Source organism: Actinorhabdospora filicis (assembly GCF_030269765.1).
GTDB classification, from domain to species: domain Bacteria; phylum Actinomycetota; class Actinomycetes; order Mycobacteriales; family Micromonosporaceae; genus Actinorhabdospora; species Actinorhabdospora filicis.
In genome coordinates this window covers 327,332-341,955 of sequence record NZ_BSTX01000003.1, presented here as the reverse complement: position 1 = coordinate 341,955, position 14,624 = coordinate 327,332, and the positions used below count along the sequence as shown (strand labels likewise).

Annotated in this window: 21 protein-coding genes; 15 read left to right on the top strand and 6 right to left on the bottom strand. The window is 71.7% G+C overall.

Annotated features, from left to right (window positions below; translation table 11 throughout):
• Position 1: 1 nt before the first annotated feature.
• From QSK10_RS21870 to QSK10_RS21845, 6 genes are all read left to right on the top strand, one after another.
• Positions 2–1,255, top strand: a complete 1,254-nt coding sequence (locus QSK10_RS21870; protein ID WP_285664786.1) for an ATP-grasp domain-containing protein — start codon at positions 2–4, stop codon at positions 1,253–1,255.
• Positions 1,252–2,595, top strand: coding sequence for an amidohydrolase family protein (locus tag QSK10_RS21865; protein WP_285664785.1), 1,344 nt, complete (start codon positions 1,252–1,254; stop codon positions 2,593–2,595). Before QSK10_RS21870 ends, QSK10_RS21865 begins: the two co-directional genes overlap by 4 nt.
• Positions 2,592–3,806 (top strand): MFS transporter, encoded by a 1,215-nt coding sequence (locus QSK10_RS21860; RefSeq protein WP_285664784.1) that lies wholly within the window; start codon positions 2,592–2,594, stop codon positions 3,804–3,806. Before QSK10_RS21865 ends, QSK10_RS21860 begins: the two co-directional genes overlap by 4 nt.
• On the top strand, positions 3,806–4,753 hold the full coding sequence (locus QSK10_RS21855; protein ID WP_285664783.1) for an NAD-dependent epimerase/dehydratase family protein: 948 nt from the start codon (positions 3,806–3,808) through the stop codon (positions 4,751–4,753). Before QSK10_RS21860 ends, QSK10_RS21855 begins: the two co-directional genes overlap by 1 nt.
• Positions 4,754–4,757: 4 nt before the next feature.
• Positions 4,758–5,036, top strand: coding sequence for a putative quinol monooxygenase (locus tag QSK10_RS21850; RefSeq protein WP_285664782.1), 279 nt, complete (start codon positions 4,758–4,760; stop codon positions 5,034–5,036).
• Between the two features lie 164 nt (positions 5,037–5,200).
• A complete protein-coding gene (locus tag QSK10_RS21845) occupies positions 5,201–6,010 on the top strand; it encodes an MBL fold metallo-hydrolase (protein WP_285664781.1) in 810 nt (269 codons plus the stop codon).
• Here the strand turns inward: QSK10_RS21845 and QSK10_RS21840 are convergent, their stop codons facing one another.
• From QSK10_RS21840 to QSK10_RS21820, 5 genes are all read right to left on the bottom strand, one after another.
• Positions 6,011–6,961 (bottom strand): Gfo/Idh/MocA family protein, encoded by a 951-nt coding sequence (locus tag QSK10_RS21840; protein ID WP_285664780.1) that lies wholly within the window; start codon positions 6,959–6,961, stop codon positions 6,011–6,013.
• 88 nt (positions 6,962–7,049) lie between these two features.
• Complete coding sequence (locus QSK10_RS21835) at positions 7,050–7,427, bottom strand: YchJ family protein (RefSeq protein ID WP_285664779.1); 378 nt, start codon at positions 7,425–7,427, stop codon at positions 7,050–7,052.
• Between the two features lie 58 nt (positions 7,428–7,485).
• Entirely contained in the window at positions 7,486–7,659 is a 174-nt protein-coding gene (locus QSK10_RS21830; protein WP_285664778.1) for a hypothetical protein, read from the bottom strand.
• A 180-nt stretch (positions 7,660–7,839) separates the two neighbouring features.
• Positions 7,840–8,028 (bottom strand): hypothetical protein, encoded by a 189-nt coding sequence (locus tag QSK10_RS21825; protein ID WP_285664777.1) that lies wholly within the window; start codon positions 8,026–8,028, stop codon positions 7,840–7,842.
• A 196-nt stretch (positions 8,029–8,224) separates the two neighbouring features.
• On the bottom strand, positions 8,225–8,761 hold the full coding sequence (locus QSK10_RS21820; RefSeq protein ID WP_285664776.1) for a GNAT family N-acetyltransferase: 537 nt from the start codon (positions 8,759–8,761) through the stop codon (positions 8,225–8,227).
• A gap of 50 nt (positions 8,762–8,811) precedes the next feature.
• Between QSK10_RS21820 and QSK10_RS21815 the strand changes: the two genes are divergently transcribed.
• Positions 8,812–9,411, top strand: a complete 600-nt coding sequence (locus tag QSK10_RS21815) for a TetR/AcrR family transcriptional regulator (RefSeq protein ID WP_285664775.1) — start codon at positions 8,812–8,814, stop codon at positions 9,409–9,411.
• On the opposite strand, the gene QSK10_RS21810 is transcribed toward QSK10_RS21815, so the two are convergent.
• Positions 9,381–10,385: an enoyl-CoA hydratase/isomerase family protein gene (locus QSK10_RS21810; RefSeq protein WP_285664774.1), complete on the bottom strand. Its 1,005-nt coding sequence runs from the start codon at positions 10,383–10,385 to the stop codon at positions 9,381–9,383. The genes QSK10_RS21815 and QSK10_RS21810 overlap by 31 nt on opposite strands.
• Positions 10,386–10,479: 94 nt before the next feature.
• On the opposite strand from QSK10_RS21810, the gene QSK10_RS21805 reads away from it, so the two are divergent.
• The 8 genes from QSK10_RS21805 to QSK10_RS21770 all read left to right on the top strand — a co-directional run bounded on the left by QSK10_RS21805 (position 10,480) and on the right by QSK10_RS21770 (position 14,528).
• Complete coding sequence (locus tag QSK10_RS21805; RefSeq protein ID WP_285664773.1) at positions 10,480–10,623, top strand: hypothetical protein; 144 nt, start codon at positions 10,480–10,482, stop codon at positions 10,621–10,623.
• 73 nt (positions 10,624–10,696) lie between these two features.
• Entirely contained in the window at positions 10,697–11,164 is a 468-nt protein-coding gene (locus QSK10_RS21800; protein WP_285664772.1) for a nuclear transport factor 2 family protein, read from the top strand.
• A 13-nt stretch (positions 11,165–11,177) separates the two neighbouring features.
• Positions 11,178–11,678, top strand: coding sequence for a winged helix-turn-helix transcriptional regulator (locus QSK10_RS21795; RefSeq protein WP_285664771.1), 501 nt, complete (start codon positions 11,178–11,180; stop codon positions 11,676–11,678).
• Positions 11,679–12,021: 343 nt separating this feature from the next.
• A complete protein-coding gene (locus QSK10_RS21790) occupies positions 12,022–12,855 on the top strand; it encodes an AfsR/SARP family transcriptional regulator (RefSeq protein WP_285664770.1) in 834 nt (277 codons plus the stop codon).
• Positions 12,856–12,908: 53 nt separating this feature from the next.
• A complete protein-coding gene (locus QSK10_RS21785) occupies positions 12,909–13,106 on the top strand; it encodes a YbaB/EbfC family nucleoid-associated protein (protein ID WP_285664769.1) in 198 nt (65 codons plus the stop codon).
• 33 nt (positions 13,107–13,139) lie between these two features.
• Complete coding sequence (locus QSK10_RS21780) at positions 13,140–13,322, top strand: hypothetical protein (protein WP_285664768.1); 183 nt, start codon at positions 13,140–13,142, stop codon at positions 13,320–13,322.
• A 1-nt stretch (position 13,323) separates the two neighbouring features.
• Complete coding sequence (locus QSK10_RS21775) at positions 13,324–13,623, top strand: hypothetical protein (protein ID WP_285664767.1); 300 nt, start codon at positions 13,324–13,326, stop codon at positions 13,621–13,623.
• A gap of 2 nt (positions 13,624–13,625) precedes the next feature.
• The gene (locus tag QSK10_RS21770; protein ID WP_285664766.1) at positions 13,626–14,528 is read left to right on the top strand and encodes a WXG100 family type VII secretion target; all 903 of its coding nucleotides are present in this window, start codon (positions 13,626–13,628) and stop codon (positions 14,526–14,528) included.
• Positions 14,529–14,624 lie beyond the last annotated feature (96 nt).

Genomic DNA, 14,624 nt, shown 5'->3' with positions numbered 1-14,624 from the left:
AATGCACGTCTTCATGGTCGAGTGCAATCCGAACGGATTCGTCGGCGTCAACGACGCCCTGGAACTGGGTCACGAGGTCACCCTCGTGTCCGCCGACCCCGATTTCTACCTCGCGGTCTCGCCGCTGGCGGCGGGTGCGTTCGCGCACCCGCGCTGCGAGGTGATCAAAAGCAAGGTGGCGTTCTCGATCGACGCCCTCATCGGCATCGCCCGCGAGGTCCACGCGCGCAACCCGGTCCACGGGGTGACCACCTACAGCGAGTACCACACCGTCCACACCGCCGCGGTCGCCGAGGCGCTGGGGCTGCCGGGGATGAGCGTGGACGGCGCCCGCAACGCCCGCCACAAGCACCTCACCCGGCTGACCCTGGCGAACGGCGACGTTCCGCAGCCGCGCTTCGCGCACGCCACCGACCCGGCGGGCATCGCCGCGGCGGTCGCCGAGGTCGGTTTCCCGTGCGTGGTCAAGCCCTCCGACGGCACCGCGAGCCTGCACGTGCTGCACCTGAAGGACACCGCCGACCTGGACGCCTACCTCGCCGAGCTGGCCGGGGTCGCCGACTACGGGCGCGGTGTGGTCCGCGTGCCGGAGGTGGTGGTCGAGGAGTTCGTGCCCGGCGAGCTGATCTCGGTGGAGTCGTGCGTGCTGGCCGGTGGCGAGATCGTGAACCTGGGGCTGACCGACCGTCCACTGTCGGGCTTCCCGCACTTCATCGAGATGGGCGCGACCTACTTCACCGGGCACCCGTTGCAGGAGGAGCTGTTCGCGCTGACCAAGCGGGCCCTCAAGGGCCTGGGCATCGACTTCGGGTTCATCCACACCGAGTTCCTGCTCTCGCCGAGCGGGCCGGTGCTGTGCGAGGTCAACGGCCGCCTGGTCGGCGGTTTCGTGCCCTCGCTGATGCGGCTGGCATCGGGGGTGAACGCCTACCTGGAGGTCATCCGCCAGGCCCTGGGTGAGCGCCCGAACCTGCCGATCCTCAATGGACGGACCGCGGGCGGGCACTGGTTCGGCTCGCCGGTCGCCGGTGTGCTGCGCGCGGTGGACTTCGGTGACATCGACAAGCGCGCCGGTTTCGTGGAGGCCCTTGCCTACAAGAAGCCGGACACCGCGATCGGGCGTTTGTCGAAGAGCAACTTCGACTGGCTGGGGCACGTCATCTTCACCGGCGAGGACCGCGAAGAGGTGAACAAGCGGTGCGCGGCTGCCCTGGACGACGTGGACCTGCGGGTGTCGGTCGAGGTGGCACGGTGAACGAGACACGTTTCGGCCCGACCGTTCTGATCGACGACGGACCGGGCGCGTCCCGCGTCCGCAACGCCGCGATCCCGCTGCTGGACCCCGACGCGACCTTCGACGTCACCGCCGCCGAGGGCCGGATCACCGGTGTGCGGCAGACCGGTGAGCGGCGGGCCGACACGCCTGAGCTGTGGCCGGGGTTCGTGGAGACGCACGCGCATCTGGCGCTGCCGGCCAACTGGGACGACTCGGTGGACGACCCGCGCCTGATCGGCCTCCAGTACCTCTACCACGGTGTCACCCACGTGGTGGACATGTTCGGTTTCCCGCTGGTCAAGGACCTGTGGGACAAGGGCGCCGCCGAGGCCGACCCGCCCTATCCGGCGCTGGCCCACTGCGGTTACGCCGCCACGTCCATGCGCGACGCCACCGGCCGCAACGGGCACGGCGTGGAGTTCCCCGCGCCGGTGCACATGCTCGGCACGGCCGGGGACATCGAGGACGTCCTGCGCGCCAACGCGCGCCGGGGCGGGACCTTCCTGAAGATCATGTTCACCGACGGCACCGAGCAGCCCGGCGCGCAGGTGCGCTTCTCGCGCCTGTCGGAGCCGATCCTGGCCGACGCGGCCGCGACGAGCGCGGCGGCGGGCGTCCCGGCGGTCATCGACTGCAACACCCGCGAGGAGGTCCTGCGGGCCTATGACTGCGGGTTCCGGCTGTTCGCGCACTCGGTGCGCGACGTGGTCCTGTCCGAAGGGGACTGGGCCGCCCTGGACGGCGCCCGGTTCGTGTCCACATTGGCCGGTCTGCGGCCGATGGTGATGACCCGCGAGGAGTTCTTGGAGGAGTACGGCCGCCCGGGTTTCACCGAGACCCAGGACGAGGCCAACCTCGACTTCGTGCGCGGTGTCGAGGAGCCCTTCGGGATCTCCTTCGGCCTCCAGGACACCCGTACCGCCGCGCTGGAGGTCATGCGCGCCAACGCGCTGGCCGCGCTGCGCCGGGGCGTCCTGCTCATCGGCACCGACTGCGGCAACACCGGCGCCTATCACGGATACAGCCTCCTGAGCGAGCTCGATCTGCTCGCCGGAGGAGACCCCGCCCTGCGTGAGCCGCTGCTGAAGGTGGCGACCGAGGGCGGGCAGCGGTTCTTCGGGGAGCTCGCCGGTGGATCGGCGCGTTCCCCGATGACGGAGGGCGGTCCGGCCGGCTACAACCTCCTCCGGCCGGCCGGGCCGCTCTCTTCCCTCCCGCTGGCGAGCGTCGCCGGCGGGTCGGTGGTGGACCGCGCGCAGATCACCCGGCGGATCCGCGCGCTGCGCGGCGAAGAGACGAAAGGCAAGGTCGCGCCATGACCGCCCCCGCAACCCTGAATCCCGTACAGCGAAGGACCCTGCTCGGCATCAACGCCGGGATCTCCCTGGCCCACGTGGGCAACTACATCTGGTTCCCGATCTTCGTGGCCGCCCTGGGCGCGACGAGCAGCGGCTTCTGGGCCGGGTTCGTCATGTTCCTGACCTACATCGGGCGGCTGCTGGCCACGTTCTTCTTCGAGGGCGTGTCCACCCGCCTGGGCAACCGGACGACGGTGGTCCTGGCGGTGCTGCTGGAGGCGGTGGCGCTGGGGCTGATGGGCTTCGTGGAGGGCGTGGCCCTGTACAGCGTCCTGGCGTTCTTCATCGGTTTCGGCTCGGGCATCTCATTCCCGGGGCTGAAGAACATCCTCAGCTCCTTCCCGGAGGAGGCGCGGCCCAAGGCGTTCTCCACCTTCCAGATGGCCTGCCAGGTCGGGGCCTTCGGCGGCGCGCTCATCGGCGGTGTCTTCGCCCACGCCGACCTGCGGATCCTGTTCAGCGTGGTCTTCGCGCTGTTCTTGGCCTACTGCGTCTTCGGGCTGCTGCTGATCCCGGCGGGCAAGGCCGCGCCGGACAGCAGGGCGCCGCTGTTCAACGCCACCGTCCTGAAGGGACTCCAGGTCGGCGGCGGGGCGCGCTACTTCCTGCTGTCGAGCGTCTTCTGGTTCCTGTCGATCAGTTTCCTGGTGGGCATCCCGCTGCACATGCAGGCCTATGTGGGCCAGTGGCCGGCCTCGGTCCCGTTCTGGATCACCGGGCTGACGCTGCTGGCGCTCCAGCTGTTCCTGTTCCAGTTCATGATCAAGCGCTTCAAGCCCGGGCAGGTCATGGCCGTGGCGTTCGGGGCGATGGCGGTGGCCTACGCGATCTTCGGGGCCGGGCGCAGCGCCTGGTTCGTCGTCGCGGGCTGCTTCGTGGTGGTGCTCGGCGACATCCTGTTCACCCCGTCCTTCGACATCTGGGTCTCCGGCCGGTTCCCGTCCGACCGGCTGGCCAAGGCGATGGGCGCGATGCACTTCTTCCGCAGTTTCGGCAACATGGTCGGGACCCTGGCGGCGGGTGCGCTCTACGATCTGGCGCGCTCGGCGGACGTGCCCGGGCTCAACTGGTTCGCGCTGGCCGCCGTCGCCCTCGGGTGCGCGGTGGTGAGCCTGGCCAGCGTCCGGCGCGAGGCCGCCGCCGAGCCGGCGCCCGTCCCCGAGGCGGCGTGATGGCCGAGGTCTGCGTCATCGGCGGCACCCGCTTCTTCGGCAAGCTCGTGGTGTCGCGCCTCATCGAGGAGGGGCACCGGGTCACGCTGATCACCCGGGGCCGCACGCCCGACCCGTTCGGAGACGCCGTGCTGCGGCGGACCGCCGACGCCGACTCCGCCGGGGAGCTGGGCCGCGCGATCGGGACGGCGTCCTTCGACGCCGTCGTCCACCAGGTCTGCTACCGGCCGGTCACCGCGCTGGCGGCGGCCAAGGCCTTCACCGGGCACGCGGGCAAGCTGGTGGTGACCTCCACGATGGAGGTCTACAACTCCGACACCTTCCGGCATCACCGTGCCAGCCCAGGTTTCAGCACCTGGGCCAAGGAGGGCGAGCTGGACCCGCTGGCCTACGGCTACGACCTGGGCCTGCCCTGGGACGACCCGGAGTTCGCCGGCGCCAACTACGGCGAGGGCAAGCGGCAGGCGGAGAGCGCGCTGGCGCAGTCGGCGGGCTTCCCGCTGGCCTTCGCCCGTGCCGCGCACGTGCTCTCCGACCGCGACGAGTTCACCGGCCGGGTGGAGTTCCTGGTCGAGCGGGTCCTGGCGGGCGGGCGGATGACGTCGTTTCGCGACCCGGGCCGCACGTCCCTGGTCCACGCCGATGACCTGGCGCGGTTCCTGGTGTGGCTGGCCCTGAACGACGTGACCGGCCCGGTCAACGCGTGCTCGCCGGACCCGGTGACGCTCTACGAGGTCCTGGCGCCCATCGAGGGCGCGGCGGGCCTGGCCGCGGTGGTCGAGGAGCTGGACGCGGCCTGGGGTGATCCGGACCTGGCGCCCTTCAGCTGCCCCGCCGACTACGGTATGTCGGTGGATCTTGCGGCCGCGCGGGGATTCGCCTTCACCCCGGCCCGGGAATGGCTGCGGGACATGGCCGTCCGCGCGGTCGCCGAGGCGAGGAGGTAGCGGAGTGTTCGACCTGATCGTGCTGATCACCGCGGAGAAGGAGCCCGAGGAGGTGGCCGCCGCGCTGGCGCGGATGCGCCCGATGTGCCTGGCCGAGCCCGGCTGCGTGAGCTGGGAGGCCTACCGCTCCTCGGCCGACCCGTCCCGTTTCACGCTGGTGGAGCGCTGGGAGAGCGAGCGGGCGTGGGAGGAGCACGGCGAGGGCGAGGCCATCCAGGCCGTCTACCTGCCGGAGATCCTCCCCCGGGTGCAGCGGGAAGTCCACCCGAGCGCGCGGTTGTAGTCCCTTCGGCGCAAGCGGATCTCGTTCCGCGCGCCGAGGATGGGGCCCGCGGCGGCGGGGAGGCTACCGGTGTGACAACACGCCGCACCCTCCTCGCCGCCGCGCTCGGCGCCGGGGCGACCGTCCTATTTCCATCCGCGTCGAACGCGGCTAATCTTCGGCCCATGGATCTTGACGTCACCTGGCACCACGGCTGGCCCTCGGCCAAGCACGACCCCGCGCCCGAGATCCAGGTGCACCAGGCCGACGCCCGCACCTACATCCTGCGGCAGAACCGCTCGGTGAACTTCGAGGCGCCGTTCATGTACCTGCTGATCGGCCGCCACACCGCGCTGCTGATCGACACCGGCGCCACCCCGGAGGCCGAGTACTTCCCGCTGCGCGAGGTCGTCGACGGTCTCGTCCCCCACGGGCACCGCCTCATCGTCGCCCACAGCCACGGGCACGGCGACCACGTCGCCGCCGATGAGCAGTTCACCGGGCGCGGCCGGACCACGATCGTCGGCAAGGGCCAGCCCGAGGTGGCCGAATACTACGGCTTCACCGACTGGCCGCACACCCCGCGCGAGCTGGACCTGGGCGGCCGGGTCGTCGACGTGATCCCCTCCCCCGGGCACCACGCGTCGGCGGTCACCTTCTACGACCGGCGCACCGGCGCGCTGCTCACCGGCGACACCGTCTACCCGGGCCGCCTCTACGTCCAGGACTGGGACGCCTTCGCCGCCACCATCGACCGGCTGGTCGCCTGGAGCGACGCCCACGAGGTCTCCCACGTCCTCGGCTGCCACATCGAAATGTCCATTGAGGACGGCCAGGACTACCCGCGCGGCTGGAACTACACGCCCTACGAGCGCGCGCTGCCGATGACCGTCGAGGACCTGCGCGACGTCCAGGCGGCGGTCGCCGAGGCGGGCGGCGCGCCCGGGATCCACAAGCACGCCGCCTTCCACCTCTGGTACAAAGTGGACGGCTAGCTAGCGGTGGAAGGCCTCGACGACTTCCTGCACGCGATAGGCGGCGGCGAAGTCGGCGAGGTCGGCGACCCGCTCACCGCGCACGGCCCGCGCGAACAGCGCCAGCCGGGTCGCGTCGTTCCCGCGCCGCTCGGGCGCGGGGACCGGCTCCCAGTCGCCGCCGTCGGAGACGTAGAGCCTGGCCCAGTCGCGCAGCAGGTAGGAGCGGCGGGTGCCCCACAGGTACCACTCGTAGGTCTCCTCGGCGGCGACTCCGGCCAGGCCCGTCAGCTGCACCGGGACGCCACCGGCGCGCCACAGCCCGTGCGCGGCCTTCTCGGCGCGCCCGCCGTCGGCGTAGTCGAGGCCCACGCTCACCGGCTCCAGCGGTCCCAGCAGCCGGTCGGTGAGATAGGCGAAGTGGGAGAAGACCTCGCGGACGAACCCGCCCTGCTCGCGGCCGTCGAGCCAGGCGGCGTGGCGCTGGAAGGCGCGCGGCCACTCCGGGAAGCGCAGGCGGATCTCGACGCCGGCCGGCTCGCCCAGCTCGCCGGAGCGCAGGGCCCGCTCGACCTCCAGGACCGCCCACCGGTCGGAGAGCGCGAAGTTCACCGCGGCGGCGACCCCGGCCTTCTCGACGGCGTCCAGCATGGCGCGGCTGTCGGCGAGGTCGACGGCGAGGGGCTTCTCGCAGAAGACGCCCATGCCCTTGGCCGCCGCGGCCAGCACCAGCTCGGGGTGGAAGACCGGCGGGGTGGCGATGTAGACGGCGTCCACATCGGACTCCAGCACGTCGGCGGGGACCGTGCTGAACTCGATGCCCGCCCGATGGGCGTGCCGCGCCACCGTCTCCGGGCTCACGTCGGCCGCGACGGTCACCTTCACGTCGCGGTGGCCGGATGCGGCCTCGATCATGTCGGTACCCATCGCGCCGAGACCGATGATCCCGAGCCTTACCTTCTCCTCAGCCACCCGGCCATTCTGGATCACCGCGGGGGTGGCGGCAAGGAACCCGCCGGACCGGCGTCACACCGTCCTGCGGGAATGTGCGCCAGAACGCCTAGATCGCGTCGAGGTAGAACCAGCGCCCGTCCTCGCGGACGAAGCGGCTGTGCTCCTCCATCACCCCGGGCGCGCCGCCCTCGCGGTAGTGCGCCCGGAACCGGACCGTCCCGGCGAGCTCGAAGAGGCTCCCGCCGACGCCGTCGAGGATCTCCAGCCCGGTGAACTCCGGGCCGCCGGACAGGTCGAGCTCGGCCGGGCGGGTGCTCGGGTGCCAGGTCCGCCGCAGGTAGGCGGCGTCGGCGACGACGAAGGCGGTGTAGCGCGAGCGCATGAGCAGCTCGGCGGTGGGGGCGTCCTCGCCCCGGTGCCAGCGGCCGCAGCACTCGCCGTAGGTGCCGCCCAGGCCGCAGGGGCAGATGTCGGATGCGCGCATCCGGCCATGATCCCATTGGGAACGGGACGCGCCCGGGTGGGCGCGTCCCGTCACTTCATCAGAGCGCGCAACCGCACATGTAGCGGCACGAGGCGCCCGACCAGCAGCAGATGCGGGTGCCGGTGTTGCCGGGACCGCAGGTGCCGGGGGCGTAGGTGCACGGCTTGCAGGCGGCGGCCGCCTTCGCCTTGGGGACGAAGCGCTCGGTCATCGCGTCGAGCAGAGCGGTCATTTTGGCCATGGAAACCTCCAGGTGAAAGGCCGAATCGCCGCCGACCATAACGCCGTGGAGGGTTCCGCGGTGATCAACTCATTACCGGATGTATTACGGCTATGCCGTGGATATGCGGTGCCCGAATCCGCGTATGCGAAAACGGGCCGCACCCGAAGGCGCGACCCGTCCCGAAATCGCCTACTCGGCGGGCGTGCAGCCGCAGCGGTAGGTGCAGTCCTCGTACTTGCAGCAGGTGCGCAGCCAGGAGCCGTCGGCGGTGCACTTGCCCCTCGGCTCGCACCAGGGCGCACAGGCCGCGGCGGCGCGGGCCTTGGGCGCGAAGCGCTCGGTGATCTTGTCGGCGATCGCGTTGAACTTCGAGATCATCGGTCTTGCCTTCCCCGTGGAAACGAATTGCGCTGTCGTGAGCCTGCACGCCGCGCGTCCGCCGTTTCGTTTCCCGTTGATCACCGTGCGTACCATGATCACTTTTGGTGAATGCCGTATTCGGGACGGATCGGCGCGCCATTCCCGGATGGATCCGGACGCATCGACCCATCACCGTTATGCGGTCTCGTGTGCGTTACTTCTTCCACTCCGGGGCCAGCACCGCCCAGATCTGGGTGTCGTAGCGCGCTCCCTCGAACTCCCAGTTCTCCCGGATCGTGCCCTCCAGGGTCATGCCCAGCCGCCGGGCGACCGCCGCGCTCGGGACGTTGTCGGCGCGGCAGTGCCACTCGGCGCGGTGCAGGCCGCGCTCGCCGAAGATCCAGTTCAGTTGCGCGGTGCAGGCGTCGGTGATCAGACCGCCGCCGACGGCCGCCGGCTCCAGCCAGCAGCCGACCTCGATGGAGCCGCCGGCGGCGTTGAAGTCGAGGGTCCCGCCGACCAGGGTCCCCGCGCGCCACAGGCCGTACAGTCCGCCGGTGCCCTGGGCGGCGCGCTCGCCGTACTTGCCGATCAGGGTCCGGGCGCCCTCGACGCCCTCGGTGACGAAGGACGCGCCGACCCAGGGGCGGATGTGCTCACGGGCGCGATCCATGTGCGCGGCGAACTCCTCGGCGTGCCAGGGGGCCAGCGGGCGCAGGACGGCGTCCTCGCGGATGGCGAGAGAGAACATGGGGGCCTCCGATCACACAACATTCGTTCTGGGAACAGTACGATAGGACCGTGCCGCGCATCAAGGGAGATCACGAAGCCCGCCGCCGAGAAGTCTCCGAGGCGGTGTGGCGAGTGCTCGCCGCCCGCGGCTTCGGCGGGCTGTCGATGCGGACGGTGGCCGCCGAGCTCGGCGCGTCCACCGGACTGCTCACCCACTACTTCCCGGCCAAACGCGACCTCGTCGCCCACGCCCTCGACCTGCTCGCCGAGCGGGCGGCCACGCGTGAGCGGCGCGTGGCGCCCCCGGGGCTGGCCAGGCTGCGGGCGGTCCTGCTGGACATCATCCCCATCGACGACGCGGCGGTGGCCAGCAACCGGATCTGGGTCTCCTCCTGGGACCCGGCGCTGGCCGACCCCGTCCTGGGCGCCGACCACGCCGCCCGCTACGCCGCCTCCCGCGACAAGGTGAGCGGGATCATCACCGAGGCCCAGGAGCTCGGCGAGCTCCCGCCGGGCGACCCGGCGCAGACCGCCGCGGCGGTGATGTCCTTCGCGCTGGGCCTGGTCGTGCAGGCTCTGCTGGACCCGCCGGCGTTCCCCGCCGAGCGGCAGGTGGCGCTGCTGGACGCCTACCTGGCTCAGCTGATCAGCGCGCGCACCGCGTCGTAGTCGACCTCGGCCAGCGTGGCCGGGCGCCACCGGGGCGCGTTGTCGCGGTCGACGAGCACCGCCCGCACGCCCTCGGCGAAGTCGGGCCCGGCGGCGAAGGCGCGGCCCAGGCGCAGGTCCTGGGCCAGCACGCCCGGCAGGTCCAGGTCCCTGGCGCGGCGGATCGCGGCGAGGGTGACCGCGACGGAGAACGGCGAGCGCGCCGCCAGTACCGCCGCGGTGGCGGGGTGGCGCTCGCGCAGGGCGTCCAGGATCGCCACGGGGTCGTCTCCGGCGTAGCACTCGTCGATCCAGGCGCGGTCGGCGGCGATGGCGGCCTCGGGCGCGGGGGCGAAGTCCCCGGCGGGCTCACCGGCGGCGAGGCGCTCGATGATGGCGGGGATCTCGGCGCTGGGGACGACGGCGTCGGCCAGGCCGCAGTAGACGGCGCCGGGCCCGTCGACGGGCAGGCCGGTGAGCGCCAGGTGCGTCCCGGTCTCGCCGGGGGCGCGCGAGAGCAGGTAGAGGCCGCCGACGTCGGGGAAGAAGCCGATGGCGGTCTCGGGCATGGCGATCACCGAGCGCTCGGTGGCCAGGCGCAGCGATCCGTGCGCGGAGACGCCGACGCCGCCGCCCATGGTGACGCCGTCCATGAACGCCACGAACGGCTTGGGGTAGACGTCGACGAGGTTGTTGAGGCGGTACTCGTCGGCCCAGAAGGCCTCGGGGTCGCCGACGCCGTCCAGCAGCGCCTCGCGGATGGCGCGCACGTCGCCCCCGGCGCACAGGCCGCGCTCGCCGGCGCCTTCGATGGCGACGGCCTCGACGGTGTCGTCGGCGGCCCAGTCCTCCAGTTGCGCCAGCATCGAGCGGATCATGTCGTGCGTCAGGGCGTTGATGGCCTTGGGCCGGTTCAGCCGGACGCGCCCGAGCGCGCCGTGGCGGGCGTACAGGACCTCGCCGGTGCCGATGCGTCCCGGCTCGAATTCCACCATTCGCTCATCCCATCGTCGCGATGATCACCGGCCGTCGACTCTAGCGGCCTGGGCTTCAGGCTCCACCCCACCCATGTACCGGGAGGCCCCTTCCGTGGAAGCCACCACCACTCCGGTCTCGCCCGACGCCGGGACCGATCTCACCCCCGTCTGGATCGGCCTGGCCGCCGCGGTCGCGCTGCTCGGGCTGGCGATCGTGATCTTCGGGATCGTGCGCGCCACCCGCCGCAAGGCCTAGATCGGTTCCACAGCCCGCTCTCAGCCTCCCGGAGTTAGTATCAGCATTGAACTGACTCCCAGGGAGGCCACCCGTGTACCACGCCATCGTCAAACGCCAGTACCAGCGCGCCTGGAAGTCGATGAACGCCCACGACTACCGGGCGATCATCGACCAGTTCGCGCCGCGCTTCCGGATGACCTTCATCGGCGACACCACCCTCGGCGGCACCCGCACCACCCGCGAGAGCATGGCCGCCTGGTTCGAGCGCCTCTTCCGGCTGTTCCCCGACGCCAGCTTCGAGATGCGCGAGGTCGCCGTGGACGGCCCGCCCTGGCGCACCCGCGTCGCCGGGCTGTTCACGCTGCGCGCCACCGTCGGCGGCCAGCCCTACGAGAACGTGTTCACCCAGTTCGTGACCCTGCGCTACGGCAAGATCGCCTGGTACGAGGTCTACGAGGACTCCCTGCGCTTCGCCCGCCTCTGCGAGCGCATCGCGCCCGAGATCCCCGAGGCCCTGGCCGCGCCCATCGTGGACGAGCCCGTCGCGAGCGGGGTGTGATCCGTTGCGGCAGATGAGCTTCGCCGACATGCACTGCTCGCTGGCGCGGTCCCTGGAGGTGATGGGCGACTGGTGGACGCCGCTGATCGTGCGCGACGTCTACCTCGGCGTCGACCGCTTCCAGGACCTCGCCGACGACCTGGGCATCAGCCGCAACCTGCTCACCGCCCGGCTGACCGCCCTGGTGGACAACGGGATCCTCACCCGCGTGCCCTACAGCGAGCGCCCACCGCGCCACCGCTACGCGCTCACCGAGGCCGGTGAGGAACTGGTGTCGGTGCTGATCGCGCTGACCGCGTGGGGCGACCGCTGGCGCGCACCCGCCGAAGGCCCGCCGATCCGCTTCGAGCACCACGGGCACGAGGTGCGCCCGCAGGTCTCCTGTGGAGAGTGCGGGGAGGCCCTGGAACCGGCCGGGATCACCCCGAAGCCGGGCCCGGGCGGGCGGGCGGCGCCGGGGACGATGGTGGTGGCGCGGCGGCTGGCGGAGCGGGCCGGGCACCGTCCGCATTAGCTTTTCGCGCCTTCTCCAGGACGGCCAGCCGGGATCCGGCCGTACCCGCCCAGGCGACCATCGACAGCACACTGAGCGCGGTGAACACGCCGGAGCCCGTCGCCAGCGCCAGCCCGAAACCCGCCGCCGCCACGGCGAACCCGGCGACGTTGTACGCGACAAAGAAGGCCGCCTTGCGGGCGGAGACCGTGCGCGGCGGGACACCCGTGCCGCCTCGCACGTCGCCCGGCGCGTTCGGTGTGCCCGTCTCGTCCGACATGCCACGAAGGTAGCGCGAGCCGCCCGGAAGATCATGTGACACCCTCATCGGGCCCACTCCCCTTGAGCCACCCCGGGACCGCCCATGCGCTTCTCCGTACTCGGACCACTGACGGTCACCGGCGCATCGGTCGCCGGGATGCAGCGGCTGCTGCTGGCCGTCCTGCTCAGCCGGGCGGGGACGCCGGTGCCCGACGCGTTCCTGCTCCGCGCGCTGTGGGGCGAGGAGGAGGCCAGCGCGGGCACCCTGCGCTGGCACGTGCACCGGCTGCGGCGGCTGCTCGGTGAGCCCGCGCTGCTGCGCCGGACCGATGCGGGCTATCTCGTCGACGCGGGGGTCGACGAGCTGGACGCGGCCAAGTTCGCCGTCCTCTACCGGGCCGCCCTGGACGCCCGCGCGGCCACCGCCACCGCCCGCGCCGCCGGGCTCTTCACCGCCGCGCTCGGGCTGTGGCGCGGGGACGCCTACGGCGACCTGGCCACCGTCCCGGCGCTGCGCGCGGTGGCCGCGCGCCTGGAGGAGCAGCGGATGCGCGCGCTGGAGTGCCTCAACCAGATCGATCTGGCGCGCGGGCGTCCCGAGCCGGTGGTGGCGCGGCTGCGGGAGCTGGCGCCCTCGCTGCCGCCGCGCGAGCAGCTGTGGCGGCAGCTGATGCTCGCCGAGTGCGCGGCGGGACGTCCCGTGGACGCCCTGGCCGCCTTCGCGATGGCCTGCGAGCGGTTCCGCGAGGAGCTCGGCGCCGATCCCTCGCCCTCGCTGCGGGACCTGCACCGCGGCATCCTTTGCGCCGCGCCGATGGCGACCACGGCGGTCCCGCCGGCGCATCCCGACCTGAGCGCGCTGCTGGGCACCTACCCCAGGGAGCGCTCGCGGCGGCTGCGGTGGACGGGCGGCGAGCGTCCGGTGACCAACGGGTAACCAACAGGCGACCGCGACAGTGGTGTCTCACCGTGAGACGAAAGGACGCCATTGTGAGGTTCGACGCCGCCGGAGAGCTGGAGCGCTTCCTGGGCGAGGCCGCCGTTAGGGCCGAGCGGGCCGCCGCGCTGGAGGAGGAAGTCGCCGGGCTCGTCGGCGAGGCCACCAGCGAGGACGGGCTCATCTCGGTCCGCGCCGACGGGGAGGATCCGCTGCGGGACCTGTGGATCGACACCCGCGCCCTGCGCTGAGGCGGTGAGGAACTCGCCCACTGGATCATGGCGGTGGCCCGCGAGGCGCGCCTCGACCTCGACCGCAAGATCGCCGAGTGCCGGGCCGAATCCTCCGAAGAGGACTTCGGGCCCGCCGAGGCCGCCGAACTGATGGCGCAGACCGGGAAGATCGCCGAGAGCGTCTCGGGCGCGGCCGCCGAGCTCGTCGCCCGCATCGGCCGGATGGCGCGCTGACATGCCCAATGTGGACGTCGACCCGGCCGCCATCGACACGATCGCGGCGATGATCCCGGCGCGCGCGGGCGAGCCCGCCGCCGCGGCCATGAACATGCTCACCGAGCTCACCGACGGCCTCGACGGCTGGTTCACCACCGTCTGCCCGGCCCTGGCCGGCGCCTACGTGGTGGGCGTGCGCTTCGCCGAGGCGCAGACCAAGCAGCTGTGGGAGCACCTCCACGACGTGGAGGCCAATCTGAAGCGCGTCTCGGCGGCCTGGGCCTACACCGAGGAACAGAACACCTTCGAGGTGATCTGAGGGTGAAGTTCGCCGAGAACGAGTGGACGGCCGCCGCCAAGGCCGCACTCATCGAGATCAACATCGCCGCGGTGATCCTGCGGACCGATCCCAAGGTCTGGCGCATCGCCGAGATCGTCTACGGCGGCCAGTGCAATCCGGTGGAGGTCAAGGAGACCGGCGAGAAGTGGGGCGAGTTCTCCGACAAGCTCGGCGAGACGATCGCCGCGATCGACGCGATCCTGGCCGACCAGCTCGTCCGGGGCTGGACGGGCGCCGACCAGGAGGCGTTCGTGACGCACATGGCCAAGGTTCGCACGGCGCTGACCGCCGTCCGCGTGCTGGCCGGGGTGATGGCGCTGGCCATGACGATCACCGGCGGGCTGCTCTACTTCCTGATCGTGGCCATGACGGTGGTCTCCTCGGTGCTGGCGGCGCTGGCGGTGGCCTCGCTGTTCCCGCCGTGGCGGCTGGTGCTGGCGCCGACGGTGACGATGGTGTCCACCGCCGGGTACACCGCCCTCAAGCAGCTGACCACCGCGATCGAGATGACCGGGAACGCCTTCGCGGCCATGATCACCGGCGCGGCGGTCATCGACATCGGCATTCAGCTCGCCGGTGGCAACACCGACGTCTTCGCCTCCCTCGGCGAGGGCCTCAAGGGCAGCCTGCTGGACATCCTCAAGGGCGGGCTGGGCCTGGGCGAGCAGCTCGGTTTCGGCAAGCTCATGCACAAGGGCTTCCCGCTGGGCATGGTCGGGCTGCTCGGCGCCGACATCTCCAACCTGTTCGTCCCCAATGACGAGGGCAGCGAGGACCCCGAGGACGACCACGCGGGCCTGGGCGGGATCACCGGGTGGATCTGGGACAAGAGCTACGAGGGCATCAACGGCGAGAAGGAAGAGGAGGAGCCGATCTCCTGGTGAGGTCCACATCGGACACCGACGGGTGACGGCGGTGGCGTTCATGAGACCGGCGGTATAGCGTCTATTCCGCCATTCCCGACTTCGGGGGGATCACAT

What these genes read in the sequence shown, in the direction of transcription:
- QSK10_RS21830 (WP_285664778.1), bottom strand. Translation starts at nt 7,659, where the DNA reads ATGACCGCTCTGCTCGACGCGATGACCGAGCGCTTCGTCCCCAAGGCG.
- QSK10_RS21810 (WP_285664774.1), bottom strand. Translation starts at nt 10,385, where the DNA reads ATGGTGGAATTCGAGCCGGGACGCATCGGCACCGGCGAGGTCCTGTAC.
- QSK10_RS21795 (WP_285664771.1), top strand. Translation starts at nt 11,178, where the DNA reads ATGAGCTTCGCCGACATGCACTGCTCGCTGGCGCGGTCCCTGGAGGTG.
- QSK10_RS21845 (WP_285664781.1), top strand. Translation starts at nt 5,201, where the DNA reads ATGGATCTTGACGTCACCTGGCACCACGGCTGGCCCTCGGCCAAGCAC.
- QSK10_RS21870 (WP_285664786.1), top strand. Translation starts at nt 2, where the DNA reads ATGCACGTCTTCATGGTCGAGTGCAATCCGAACGGATTCGTCGGCGTC.
- QSK10_RS21860 (WP_285664784.1), top strand. Translation starts at nt 2,592, where the DNA reads ATGACCGCCCCCGCAACCCTGAATCCCGTACAGCGAAGGACCCTGCTC.
- QSK10_RS21825 (WP_285664777.1), bottom strand. Translation starts at nt 8,028, where the DNA reads ATGATCTCGAAGTTCAACGCGATCGCCGACAAGATCACCGAGCGCTTC.
- QSK10_RS21835 (WP_285664779.1), bottom strand. Translation starts at nt 7,427, where the DNA reads ATGCGCGCATCCGACATCTGCCCCTGCGGCCTGGGCGGCACCTACGGC.
- QSK10_RS21775 (WP_285664767.1), top strand. Translation starts at nt 13,324, where the DNA reads ATGCCCAATGTGGACGTCGACCCGGCCGCCATCGACACGATCGCGGCG.
- QSK10_RS21790 (WP_285664770.1), top strand. Translation starts at nt 12,022, where the DNA reads ATGCGCTTCTCCGTACTCGGACCACTGACGGTCACCGGCGCATCGGTC.
- QSK10_RS21855 (WP_285664783.1), top strand. Translation starts at nt 3,806, where the DNA reads ATGGCCGAGGTCTGCGTCATCGGCGGCACCCGCTTCTTCGGCAAGCTC.
- QSK10_RS21820 (WP_285664776.1), bottom strand. Translation starts at nt 8,761, where the DNA reads ATGTTCTCTCTCGCCATCCGCGAGGACGCCGTCCTGCGCCCGCTGGCC.